We start from the raw sequence: 13,052 nt of genomic DNA, 5'->3' as shown, positions 1-13,052 counted from the left end.
GGTGCATGGCCGGACAGCCGTCGCGATGCTGCATCCGAACTGAATATGAACCGGGTTCACCCATAATATAACCGCCAGCATAGGCCAGGAACTCTAAAACACGTGCGTCTCTCTTCCATCAAGTTGTCGGGATTTAAGTCTTTCGTCGATCCCACCAATTTCCAGGTGCCAGGCCAGCTCGTGGGCGTGGTCGGGCCGAATGGCTGCGGCAAGTCGAACATCATCGATGCCGTGCGCTGGGTGCTGGGCGAATCGAAAGCGTCGGAATTGCGCGGCGAATCGATGCAGGACGTCATTTTCAATGGCTCCACCCACCGTAAACCGGCCGGGCGCGCTTCCGTGGAACTGGTGTTCGACAATAACGATGGCAAGGCCTCCGGCCAGTGGGGCCAGTACGCCGAGATCGCCGTCAAGCGCACCCTGACGCGCGACGGCACCTCCACCTATTACATCAATGGCCAGCCCGTGCGCCGGCGCGACATCCAGGATATCTTCCTCGGCACGGGCCTCGGTCCGCGCGCCTACGCCATCATCGGCCAAGGCATGATTTCGCGCATCATCGAATCGCGCCCCGAAGAATTGCGCGTTTTCCTCGAAGAAGCGGCCGGTGTGTCGAAATACAAGGAACGCCGCCGCGAGACGGAAAACCGCCTGCAGGACACGCGCGAGAATTTGCTGCGCGTGGAAGACATCTTGCGCGAACTCAACGCCAACCTGGAAAAGCTGGAAGCGCAGGCGGCCGTGGCCACCCGTTTCCACGCCTTGCAGGCGGACCAGGAAGAAAAGCAAAAACTGTTGTGGCTGCTGCGCAAGAACGAGGCGCAAAACGAGCAGACGCGCTATTTCCGCGAAGTGGAACAGGCGCAGACAGACCTGGAAGAGCAGACGGCCAAGCTGCGCAACGTGGAACTGACCCTCGAGCAAATGCGCCAGGCGCACTTTGCCGTGGGCGACCGCCTGCATACGGCGCAAGGCCATCTGTACCAGACGAATGCGGAAATCGGCAGCCTGGAAGCGCAGATCAAGTTCGTCATCGAATCGCGCGCGCGCCTGCAGGCGCAGCTGGCGACCCTGACGGCCCAGCGCGACCAGTGGAACAGCCAAGGCGGCGAATACCAGGAACAGATCGAAGAGGCGGAATTCCACCTCGAAGAGCTGGCCGCGAAGGTCGAGCAATCGCAAATGATGGCCGAGCAGAAGGGCGAGCAATTGCCCGAACTGGACGCCGCCTGGCGCGCCGCGCAAAACAAGAGCACGGAATCGCGGGCGCGGATCATGCAGGCCCAGCAGCAGCTGGAACTGGAATCGGCGCACCAGCGCAACGCCTCGAACATCCTGGCCAGCCTGTTGACGCGCCGCGAGCGCCTGCAGCAGGAAAAGAACAGCCTCAGCTTGCCCGACAGCAGCCATCTGGAAAACCTGAAACTGCAGCTGGAAGAAAAGCAGCAAACCCTGGAAGAGCAGGGTTTCTATCTGGAAGAAGCGCTGGAGCAGCAGCCCAAACTGGAGCAGGAACGTGCCGAAGCCCAGGCGCAGGTGAATGCCGAAACGGCTGCCAACGCCCAACTGGAAGCGCGTCTTTCCGCCTTGAAACAACTGCAGGAACGGGTACAAACCCAGGGCAAGGTTCAGCCGTGGCTGAAAAAGCACGAGCTCGACACTTTGCCGCGCTTGTGGCAAAAGCTGCAGATCGAAGCGGGCTGGGAAGCGGCCATGGAATCGATCTTGCGCGAGCGCACGTCGGCTCTGCAACTGTCGAACATCGACTGGGCCAAGGCTTTCTTTGCCGATGCGCCACCGGCCAAGCTGGCCCTGTACGCGCCATCGACCGTGGCGCCGCTGGCCTTGCCGGAAGTGCCGGGCCTGAAACCTTTCCTGAACTTGCTCAAACTCAATGATCCGGGCTTGCGCGGCTTGCTGCAGGATTGGCTGTACAACGCCTACGCCGTGGAAGACGCAGCCGAAGCGCTGGCCGAACGTAGTAAATTGCCGCCGGGCGGCTATTTCGTCACGCGCGCCGGTCACGTGGTCACGGCCACCAGCGTGCGCTTTTATGCGGCCGATTCGGAGCAGGAAGGCATGCTGGGCCGCCAGCAGGAAATCGACAATATCGGCAAACAGTTGCGCGCTCAGCAATTGCTGGCCGAAGAGGCGCGCGCCCGTTCCGTGCGGGCCGACGCGGCCGTCGCCACCTTGACGCGCAACCTGTCCGACTTGCGCCTGCGCATACAGCAGCTCACTTCCTCCGTGCACACCTTGCAGCTCGACGTGGTCAAACTGTCGGAAGTGGAAGCGCGCTTCAACCAGCGCAGCACGCAGATCGGCGCGGATCTGGCCGAAATCGCCGCACAGGAAGCGGAGCAGCAGCAGATCAAGGCCGAGTCGGAAGAGAAATTCGAACAGCTGGACATGGAACTGGGCAACTTGCAGGAAGCGCACGAAGACGGCCATACGGATTTCCTGCAAAAGGAACAGCGCCTGGCCGAGGCGCGCGAAGCCTTGCGCGACCTGGAGCGGGCCGCCAAGGATACGGAATATGCGGAAAAAGCCCACCGCGCGAAGATCGAGGAGTTGCGCCGCAACATCGCTACGGCCGGTACGCAGGCCCAGCAAGTGACGGCCAGCCTGCAGGCGGGCGAACTGGAACTGGCCAACCTGGAAAGCGGCGCGGCCGCCGACGGCTTGCAGGATTTGCTCGAACGCCGCACCACGCAGGAGCGGGCGCTGGCCGATGCGCGCCACGAACTCGATCAAATTACGCAGCAGCTGCGCCTGTCCGAAGATGCGCGCACGCAATCGGAACGCAGCTTGCAGCCGCAGCGCGACAAGATCATGGAAATGCAGCTCAAGGAACAGGCCGCGCGCCTGAACCAGGAGCAATTCGCCCAGCAACTGCTGGAATCGGGTGCCGATGAAGCGGCCCTGACGGAAAAGCTGCATCCGGACATGCGCCCGTCGTATCTGCAGGGCGAAGTGACGCGCCTGACCAATGCCATCACGGCCCTGGGCGCCGTCAATCTGGCCGCGCTGGACGAACTGGCGCAGGCATCCGAGCGCAAGAATTTCCTCGACGCCCAGAATGCCGACCTGACGGAAGCGATCAACACGCTGGAAGACGCGATCCACAAGATCGACAAGGAAACGCGCGACTTGCTGCAAGACACGTTCGACAAGGTCAACCATCACTTTTCAGAGCTGTTCCCGATTCTGTTCGGCGGCGGCCAGGCGAAGCTGACCATGACGGGCGACGAGATTCTCGATTCCGGTGTACAAGTCATGGCGCAGCCTCCCGGCAAGAAAAATGCCACCATCCACCTGTTGTCAGGTGGAGAGAAGGCGCTGACCGCGACCGCATTGGTGTTTTCCATGTTCCGCCTGAATCCGGCGCCGTTCTGCCTGCTCGACGAAGTCGATGCACCGCTCGACGATTCGAACACGGAACGCTTCTGCCGCATGGTCAAGCGCATGTCCGACCAGACCCAATTCCTTTTCATTTCGCATAACAAGATTGCGATGGAAATGGCCCATCAATTGATCGGTGTGACGATGCAGGAGCAGGGCGTATCGCGCATCGTGGCGGTGGACATGGAGTCCGCCGCAAATTTTGCAACCGAGGCACAAGCAGCATGACAGACCTTCAAATTACCTTGTTCGGCGCCGGCGGCGTCTTTATCGTCGGCGTTTTTTCGTACAACAAATGGCAGGAATACAAGGCCAAGAAAAGCGTGGAACGGGCCTTTTCCTCCGACCATGACGACGTGCTGATGCGCGATGGCGATGCGCCCGCAGTGGAAGCCCAGGAACCCGTCTTGCGCCAGGAACCGCGCTTTGACGCCGCGCCCGTCGCCAAGGCCGAACCGTCGTTCGGCGCACCGCCAGCGGCGCCCGTGCCCGAGGCTCCCGTGCATGCGGAACCATCATTGGGTGGCGCGGGCATGGAAGCGCCTCCCGCCGCTCCTGCCGCGCCAGTGCAGCAGGAAGTCAGCGCCGCCAGCGAACAGGCGACCAGCCTGGTCGATCCGCTCATCGATTGCCTGCTGCCTTTGTCGCTGGAAGCGCCCGTGCGCGGCGACAAGATCCTGCCCGTGCTGCAAACCCTGCGCCTGGTGGGCAACAAGCCCGTGCACTTCATCGGTTTACACGTGAATGGCGACTGGGAACCGATCACGCATGGCGGTGTCTATACCAAGATGCAGGGCGGCGTGCAGCTGGCCAGCCGCAGCACGGCCTTGAATGAATTGGAATACTCGGAACTGGTCACGCGCCTGCGTGGTGTAGCGGACGAGATCGGCGCCGAGCCGGAAGTGCCGGACATGATGGAAGTGATGGCTGAAGCGCGCAATCTGCACCGTTTCGTTGCCGGCCACGACGCCCAGCTGGGCGTGAACCTGCACACGAATGGCGCGCCATGGGCCATCTCCACCTTGCTGTTCGCGCTGGAAAAACAGGGCTTTGACGTGCGTCCGGACGGCCGCTTCGTCATGCCGGACGGCGAAGGCGGCTATCTGTTCTCGCTGTCGACGAATGTCACGCTGGCCGAGGAAACGACGCCCCGTTTGACCCTGCTGCTGGACGTGCCCTGCGTGGCGCCCGCGCGCGACGGTTTCGGCGCCATGGTCGCTTGCGCCAAGGCACTGGTGGGCCGCCTCGACGCCACCATCGTCGACGATTACAACCAGGCCCTGTCCGATGCGGCGCTGGCCGAGATCGCCGGCCAGGTGCAAGAGTTTTACCAGGAAATGGACGCGGCCGACATTCCGGCCGGTTCCACCCGCGCCCTGCGTTTATTTAGCTGAAGAATCCCGCAACAATGACTGATCCGATCAACCAGGACGCCGCCCAGCGCGTCCTGGCACTCACGGCCGAACTCAATCGGCATCTGCACGCCTACCACGTGCTCGACAATCCCACCATCCCTGACGCCGAGTATGACAAGCTGTTTGTCGAACTGCAGGTGCTGGAAGCGACCCATCCCGACTTGCGCACGCCCGATTCGCCCACCTTGCGCGTGGGCGCGGCGCCCTTGCCGCAATTCGAGCAAGTCACGCACACGGTGCCAATGTTGTCGTTGAACAATGGTTTCTCCGATGATGATATCGTCAATTTCGACCGCCGCGTGCGCGAAGGCCTGGGCCTTGATGGACAGGACGTCGCGTATGCGGCCGAAGTGAAATTCGATGGCCTGGCCATCAACTTGCGCTATGAAAACGGCTTGTTCGTGCAGGCGGCCACGCGCGGCGACGGCGCCACGGGCGAAGACGTGACGGCCAATATCCGCACCATTTCCGGCATCCCTTTGCGCTTGCATGGCGACAAGATTCCGGCCCTGCTCGACGTGCGCGGCGAAGTGATGATGTTCAAGGGCGATTTTGCCCGCCTGAACGAACGTCAGCGCGAAGCGGGGCAGAAGGAATTCGCCAACCCGCGCAATGCGGCGGCCGGCAGCCTGCGCCAGCTCGATTCGCGCATCACGGCCCAGCGCAAGCTGCGTTTCTATGCGTATGGCATCGGCGCCCTCGATGGCGCCGCCATGCCGGTGTCGCATTCGGCCTTGCTGGACTGGTACGAGACCCTGGGCATTCCCGTGTCGAAGGAGCGCAAGGTGGTGCGGGGCGCGCAGGGCTTGCTTGCCTACTATGCCGATATCGGCGCGCGCCGCCCCGCCTTGCCGTATGAAATCGACGGCGTCGTCTACAAGGTGAACGCTACGGAAGACCAGCAGGAGCTGGGCTTTGTCTCGCGTGCACCGCGTTTTGCGCTGGCGCACAAGTTCCCCGCCGAAGAGGCGCTGACGCAAGTGCTGGGCATCGATATCCAGGTGGGCCGCACGGGTGCCATGACGCCTGTGGCGCGCCTGGCGCCCGTCTCCGTGGGCGGCGTGACAGTAACGAACGCCACCTTGCACAATGAAGACGAAGTGCTGCGCAAGGATGTGCGCGTGGGCGATACCGTCGTCGTGCGCCGCGCCGGCGACGTGATTCCCGAAGTGCTGAGCGTGGTGCTCGAGAAACGCCCGGAACCGGCGCCGCTGCCTTTCAAGATGCTCGAAGCGTGCCCCGTGTGCGGCTCGCACGTGGTGCGCGAAGAGGGCGAGGCCATCGCCCGCTGCTCGGGTGGCCTGTTCTGCTCGGCGCAGCGCAAGGAAGCGTTCCGTCATTTCGCGGGCCGCCGCATGATGGATATCGAAGGCCTGGGGGAGCGTTATATCGATACCCTGGTCGAACTCGAATACGTGCATGGCTTGGCTGACCTGTACAGCCTGACCCTCGATAAATTGCTCGAAATGAAGCTGCGTGCGGACGAGCGCGACGGTTCGACGCCAGAGACAGTGCAACAAGGCAAGATCCCCACGAAATGGGCGGAAAACCTGCTGGCCGGCATAGAAGCAAGCAAGCGCCCGCCGCTCGAACGTTTCCTGTTCGCGCTGGGCATCCGTCACGTGGGCGAATCGACGGCGAAGACCCTGGCCGAGTGGCTGGGCAGTCTGGCCTATGTGCGACAAGCGCCGGCGGCCTTGCTGCGCGTGCTGCCCGATATCGGCGGTACGGTGGCGGAATCGATTGCCGATTTCTTTGCCGAAGAAAAGAATCAGCAGGCGTTGCAGGCATTGCTGGACGCTGGCGTCACGCCGCAGGGCGAACACGCGCCCAGCGCCAAGCTGCGCACGCAGCTTGAGGAAACCAAATTGCTGGCGGCCATCGGCATCCCGAAACTGACGGAGCCGCGCAGCAAGCAATTGGTGGAGCGCGGCGTGACCCTGGCCAGCCTGGCCGCGCAAGGTGCCAGCTTCCACGCGGGCTTGCCTGCCGCCGTGGCCGAAGCGCTGGCGCAATGGCTGGCCGATGAGAGCAATGTCAAGCTGCTTGCTCAACTGGACGCCCTGCGAAATGAATTAATGTCACAATTGCCTGAAATGCCAGCCGCTGGCGGCAAGCTGGACGGCAAAACCTTCGTCTTGACGGGCACTTTGCCCAACATGAGCCGCGACGAGGCTGCCGAGCTGATCGAGGCGGCCGGTGGCAAGGTCAGCGGTTCCGTGTCGAAGAAGACAGCTTATGTCGTGGCTGGTTCGGACGCTGGCAGCAAGCTGGTCAAGGCCCAGGAGCTGGGCGTGGCCATACTCGATGAAGCGGGTTTGCTGGCCCTGCTGGCGCAAGACTAACCATTCAAAATATTGCAGAGGCCCATGAAAAAAATCAGAAAAGCAGTCTTTCCCGTCGCCGGCCTGGGCAGCCGTTTCTTGCCCGCGACCAAGGCGCAACCGAAGGAAATGTTACCCATCGTTGACAAGCCGTTGATCCAGTACGCGGTGGAAGAAGCCGTGGCGGCGGGCGTCACGGAAATGATCTTCATCACGGGGCGCAACAAGCGCGCCATCGAAGACCATTTCGATACGGCCTATGAACTCGAGTCGGAACTCGAAGCGGCTGGCAAGCGCCAGTTGCTCGAGATGGTGCAAAACGTCATTCCCAAGCACATCAATTGCATTTACATTCGCCAGTCGGCACCGCTGGGCCTGGGCCATGCCGTGCTGTGCGCCCGTCCCGTGATTGGCGACGAGCCGTTTGCCGTCTTGCTGGCCGACGATTTCATGGATGTGGAAGAGGGTGTGCGCCCCGTGCTGGCGCAGATGGCCGATGTCTTCCAGTACGAAAATTGCTCGCTGCTGGCGGTGCAGGATGTGCCGCGCGCGGAAACCAGGCAATACGGTATTGTCAGCGCGCAACATTATCAGCCTGACCTGGAGCTGGTTTCGGGGATCGTGGAAAAGCCCGTGCCGGAAGAGGCGCCGTCGACCCTGGCCGTGGTGGGCCGCTATGTGCTGACCAGCCGCATCTTCGAGCACCTGGAAAACATCGGTACGGGCGCCGGCGGCGAGATCCAGCTGACGGACGGTATCGCCGCCCTGATGCGCGAAGAGCGCGTGCTGGCTTACCGTTACAAGGGACAGCGTTATGATTGCGGCTCCAAGCTCGGTTATCTGAAGGCAACGACGGCGATGGGCATGAAGCATCCGGAAACGGGCGCGGCCTTCCGCGCTTACCTGCAAGAACTGCAATCGGCACTGGAAGCAAAATGACGGTACGTGAAATCCTCAAGATGGGCGATCCGCGCTTGTTGCGGATGGCCGAACCCGTGCGCGAATTCGATACACCCGAATTGCATGCCCTGATCGCCGACATGTTCGACACCATGCATGCGGCCAATGGCGCGGGCCTGGCGGCGCCGCAGATCGGCGTCAACCTGCAACTGGTGATCTACGGCTTCAAGCAGAATCTGCGCTATCCGGACGCGCCGCAAGTGCCGGAAACCGTACTGATCAACCCGGTGCTGACGCCTTTGTCGGAACGCAAGGAAGAGGGTTTCGAAGGCTGCCTGTCCGTGCCCGGCTTGCGCGGCAGCGTGCCGCGCTGGAGCGAGCTGCACTATGAAGGCGTGGACCAGTTCGGCCAGCCCATCAGCCGCGACTGCGACGGCTTCCATGCGCGCGTGGTACAGCATGAAGTCGACCATTTGCACGGCATTCTGTATCCGATGCGCATCGTCGACTTCACGCAATTTGGTTATACCGAGGTCATGTTCCCGGACCTCGATCCAAACGACGACGACTGACCGGCACCTGAGAGAACGCCCATGGCTGCGTTGCATTGCCCTGAACGTTTTTCAGGTGCTTCGTACTTGTGACTATCACACATAAAAATGGCCGCGCAGCAATCAGCTGGGCGGCCATTTTTATGTGTGAAGCGAACCTAGCGCACCTTGCGGTTGCTGCCCAGGTTATCGAGCAAGTTCTTCAACTCATCCTGCATGGCATCCGTCAGGTTCAGGAAGCGGCAGCCGATCTGCACCTGCTCGCCCAGCAGGAAGGAGCGGAAGGTGCGCGACAGGCGGATTTCCAGATCAGCGATCATGACCTTGTTTGGCCCCAGTTCCAGGCGCACGCGCGACAGCTTGCGGCCCACGTACAGCCCGACCGTGTCGCGCGGGTGGGCGCGCATGCCGATGCCGCCTGCCGAGAAATCATACAGCTGCAATTCATATGGCCGCCCCTCGAGCACGAAGGCGGCCAGATAGTACACGCCCAGCGGCGTTTCCAGGCGCGTCGATTCGCGCCGTTCCAGTACCAGGCAATGGCTGGGGAAGTTCGTCAGGTAGACGTTGGGGCGGTCGGGATACGCTTGCCATTCGCCATTGATGGTAAATTGCAGCTTGGCGCTTTGCACCCACGACACGAACGTGGCGCCACCGGGCGGCAGGGTCGCGCCTTCATTGAGTTCCAGCACGAATTGCGGCAGGTCATCGTCGACGGACAGGATGCGCCCCAGGATGACGTCTTCGCCGCCCGTCGGGTAGATGGAAATGGCGTCGCCGTTGTCAGCCAGGCTGCACAGGGTTTCGCCGATATCCCACGGATCGCTCATATGGTGCGGCTTGGTGCCGGGGGCCATCGGTTCGGCCACGTCAGCGAGACTGGGCGCGCCCTTGCGCAGGGGATTGGGGATGGGATCGTTCACGACAGCGTATCTCTTTTGTTCTGATGGGGAATAGTGTATAGGTTTAAGGCAATATTTACTAAGTAAATCACAATAATTGATTTTATATCACTATATTCCTGTTGCTTATGTGTCTTGGCGTGGCATGCCACCTGGACCCCGCCGCTTAAAATTGCTCGTCCGCACTCAAGTAACGCCATTGGCCCGTTGGCAAGTCACCGAGTTTGACCTTGCCGATGCGTACGCGTTTCAATCCCAGCACTTTCAGCCCCACGGCTTCGCACATGCGGCGGATCTGGCGTTTCTTGCCTTCACGCAGGGTAAAGCTCAGCTGGTCCTCGTTTTGCCAGCGCACTTTGGCCGGCAGCAGCGGTTTGCCATCGAGCCACAGGCCGTGGTTGAGCTTTTTCAGCTCGCTGTCGGGCAGGGTGCCGCCCTTGGTGTAGCTCACGCGCACCAGGTATTCCTTGTCGATGTCGGTATCGTGGCCGATCAACTGCTTGGCCACGCGGCCATCCTGCGTCAAGACCAGCAAGCCGACGGAATCGATGTCCAGGCGACCGGCGGCCACCAGGCTGCGCAGCTGGGTCGGATGGAACTGTTCCGGACTGCGGTCTTCGGCCCAGCGGTTTTCAGCCTTGATCAGGGCCACGGCAGGCGTGTAGCCGTCTTCGGCCTGACCGCTGACGTAGCCGACCGGTTTGTTGATCAGCACGGTGACCCGCTTCGATTGCTCGGCCGCCGCCTGGCGTTCCACGGTGACGCGCTGGCTCGGGTAGACCTTGCTGCCCAGTTCGGACACCACCTTGCCATCCACGCGGACCCAGCCGCGAGCGATCCATTCATCGGCTTCGCGGCGCGAGCACAGGCCCAGTTCGGACATGCGTTTGGACAAGCGTAATAATTCTTCGGTCATGTTGTTTCAGTTTCAGTAAGGGTAGGCGCTGCGCGGAAGGCATTACACCTTCAGCGCATCGAGTAAATCGGTTTCCAGCAATATCTGGTTGCGGGCATTGTTGAGCGCGGGGCCGTCGACGAGGAAGACGTCTTCGACCCGCTCGCCCAGGGTCATGATTTTGGCCGTGTGCAGGTTGACGCGGTACTTGGTCAGCACGTTGGCGATCGCATACAGCAGGCCCGTGCGGTCGTTGGCAGCCACCGACAGCAGGTAGTATTGGCCCTTTTCATCAGGACGCAAATCCACGGTCGGCTGGAAGGGGAAGGTGCGCGACAGGCGCGACAGCCGTCCCTTGCCCGGCGGCGGCAGCGGCGTTTGCGACTGCAGCAGTTCGCCCAGCTCATGCTCGATCAGGCTGATGATGTCGCGGTAGCTCTTGGCAAAATTCTGCTCGGTGACGAGGAAGGTGTCGAGCGCATAGCCGTTTTTCGTCGTGTGGATCTTCGCGTCGAGGATGCTGAAATTCTTGCGGTCGAAATAGCTGCAGATGCGCGCGAACAGGTCGGGCTGGTCGGGAATGTACACGGCCACCTGCAAGCCTTCGCCGATGGGCGCCAGCCGGCATTTTACCACCGGCAACTTGCTGTCGAGCTTGTCATACAGCGAGCGCGTCTGCCAGGCGATGTCGGACGCGTCGTGGCGCAGGAAATACGCCATGTCCAGCTGCTGCCACAGTTTCAGGTGGGCATCCGGCGGCAAGCCGTACAGGCGCAGGGTGGCCAGCGCCTCCTGCTGGCGGTTTTTCAGTTCGCGGTCAGCCGTGTGCGGCTCGCCACCGAGCACGCGCAGGGTGATCTTGTACAGGTCTTCCAGCAGCTTGCCCTTCCACGCATTCCACACTTTCGGGCTGGTGCCGCGGATGTCGGCCACCGTCAGCAGGTACAAGCCCGTCAGGTGGCGCTCGTCCTTGACCACTTTCGCAAAGGCGGCAATGACGTCGGGATCGGACAAGTCCTGCTTTTGCGCCACTTGCGACATGGTCAGGTGATTTTCTACAAGGAATGCCACGAGTTCCGTGTCTTCTTGCGACAGGCCATGGTCCTGGCAGAACTGGGTGGCGTCGGCCACACCCAGCTTGGAATGGTCGCCGCCGCGGCCCTTGGCGATGTCGTGGAACAGGGCCGCCACGTACAGCAGCCACGACTGCGAGAAGTCGGCCATCAGCTGACTGCAGAACGGATATTCGTGCGCGTGTTCGCTCATGGTGAAGCGGCGCATATTGCGCACCACCATCAAAATGTGCTGGTCGACCGTGTACACGTGGAACAGGTCGTGCTGCATCTGGCCCACGATGCGGCGGAAATTCGGCAGGTAGCGCCCCAGGATGCTCATCTCGTTCATGCGCCGCAGCGCGTGGATGATGCCGACAGGCGCCTGCATGATGCGCAGGAAGAGGGCGCGGTTGACGGGGGCCTGGCGGAAGGCGGCATCGATCTTGAAGCGCGCATGCCACAGGGCCCGCGTGGCACGCGACGTCATGCCCTTCAGGGCCGGGCGCTCCGTCATCAGGACAAAAATTTCCAGCATGGCCGACGGATATTGCTCGAACGTGTCGTCGGCGCTGATGTCGATCAGGCTGTTGACTTCATTGAAGCGCTCGTTGATGGGCACGGCCACGTCGTCTTGCGGAAACAGCCGCGCCTCGATGTTTTGCAGCAAAATCGTGTTGAGCTGGGTCACCGTCTTGGCGGCCCAGTAGTAGCGCTGCATGAGGAATTCGCTGGCGCGACGCATGTGCGGCCCGCTGCCCGTCGCTTGCAGGCCCAGCGATTCGGCGATCGCCGTCTGCACGTCGAACACGAGGCGGTCTTCGCGCCGTCCGGCGTGCAGGTGCAGGCGCACGCGGATATCCTTGAAGGCGCGCTCCTTTTCCATCAGCTGGCGCGCTTCCGTCAGGGTGATCAGGCCGCTCGTGGCCAGGGTGCGCCACGAGTTCGCCAGGCCGGCCGCCTTGGCCACCCACAGGATGACCTGCAAGTCGCGCAGGCCGCCCGGGCTTTCCTTGCAATTCGGTTCCAGGCTGAAGGCCGTGTCTTCGTACTTGGCATGGCGCTGGCGCATTTCCGCCGTTTTTGCCTGGAAGAAGGCCTGCGGGTCCATGGCCGCGTCATAGTGTTGCTGCAATTGCGCGAACAGGTCCGCGTTGCCGCACACGAGGCGCGCTTCGAGCAAGCTCGTTTGCACGGTGATGTCGGCCTTCGATTCGACCAGGCATTCATCGACCGTGCGGATGCTGTGGCCGATTTCCAGGCCCAGGTCCCACAGCAGTTGCACCAGTTCCTCGAGCTTTTCCTGCGTGGCGGGATCCGGCGCCTGTTGCAGCAGGATCAGCAGGTCGACGTCGGAATACGGAAACAGTTCGCCCCGGCCATAGCCGCCCACGCCCACCAGGGCCGTGCCGGGTGGCAAGCCCGCTTCCTGCCAAGCACGCGTCAGCACGCCATCGACGCTGTGGCGCAGGCTGCGCAGCAGTTTTTCAGGCTTGCCGTCGGCCTGGAAGGCCGCAATGACGACCTGGCGGTCGGCTTTCAGTTGCTGTTTCAGCTGTTCCCGAACTTGCTTTTTCATCTGGGCCCTGGGGTGGCGGTGCGTGGTATGGG

The 13,052-nt window shown here is 62.0% G+C and carries 8 protein-coding genes; 5 read left to right on the top strand and 3 right to left on the bottom strand.

Annotation, left to right across the window (positions count from 1 at the left end; all coding sequences use genetic code 11):
* Positions 1-102: 102 nt before the first annotated feature.
* From smc to def, 5 genes are read left to right on the top strand one after another with little or no spacing between them, the layout of a single operon-like run.
* Complete coding sequence (smc, locus tag ACQ4WO_RS08815; protein ID WP_436481072.1) at positions 103-3,630, top strand: chromosome segregation protein SMC; 3,528 nt, start codon at positions 103-105, stop codon at positions 3,628-3,630.
* Entirely contained in the window at positions 3,627-4,796 is a 1,170-nt protein-coding gene (locus ACQ4WO_RS08810) for a cell division protein ZipA C-terminal FtsZ-binding domain-containing protein (protein WP_436481071.1), read from the top strand. Before smc ends, ACQ4WO_RS08810 begins: the two co-directional genes overlap by 4 nt.
* 14 nt (positions 4,797-4,810) lie before the next feature.
* A complete protein-coding gene (ligA, locus tag ACQ4WO_RS08805) occupies positions 4,811-7,162 on the top strand; it encodes an NAD-dependent DNA ligase LigA (protein WP_139092742.1) in 2,352 nt (783 codons plus the stop codon).
* 24 nt (positions 7,163-7,186) lie between these two features.
* Positions 7,187-8,080, top strand: a complete 894-nt coding sequence (gene galU / locus ACQ4WO_RS08800) for a UTP--glucose-1-phosphate uridylyltransferase GalU (RefSeq protein WP_139092743.1) — start codon at positions 7,187-7,189, stop codon at positions 8,078-8,080.
* Positions 8,077-8,613 carry a peptide deformylase gene (gene def / locus ACQ4WO_RS08795; protein ID WP_034752265.1) on the top strand — a complete coding sequence of 179 codons (537 nt, stop codon included), beginning with the start codon at positions 8,077-8,079 and terminating at the stop codon, positions 8,611-8,613. Before galU ends, def begins: the two co-directional genes overlap by 4 nt.
* Positions 8,614-8,750: 137 nt before the next feature.
* On the opposite strand, the gene ACQ4WO_RS08790 is transcribed toward def, so the two are convergent.
* From ACQ4WO_RS08790 to ACQ4WO_RS08780, 3 genes are all read right to left on the bottom strand, one after another.
* Positions 8,751-9,515, bottom strand: coding sequence for a flagellar brake protein (locus ACQ4WO_RS08790; protein WP_139092745.1), 765 nt, complete (start codon positions 9,513-9,515; stop codon positions 8,751-8,753).
* A 145-nt stretch (positions 9,516-9,660) separates the two neighbouring features.
* The gene (locus tag ACQ4WO_RS08785) at positions 9,661-10,410 is read right to left on the bottom strand and encodes a pseudouridine synthase (protein ID WP_034752263.1); all 750 of its coding nucleotides are present in this window, start codon (positions 10,408-10,410) and stop codon (positions 9,661-9,663) included.
* A gap of 42 nt (positions 10,411-10,452) precedes the next feature.
* Entirely contained in the window at positions 10,453-13,020 is a 2,568-nt protein-coding gene (locus tag ACQ4WO_RS08780) for a [protein-PII] uridylyltransferase (RefSeq protein WP_436481070.1), read from the bottom strand.
* Between the last annotated feature and the right edge of the window lie 32 nt (positions 13,021-13,052).

Source organism: Janthinobacterium aestuarii, from assembly GCF_051380835.1.
In the GTDB taxonomy this organism is placed as follows: Bacteria; Pseudomonadota; Gammaproteobacteria; order Burkholderiales; family Burkholderiaceae_D; genus Janthinobacterium; species Janthinobacterium aestuarii.
This window is presented reverse-complemented; position numbering and strand designations above follow the sequence as displayed.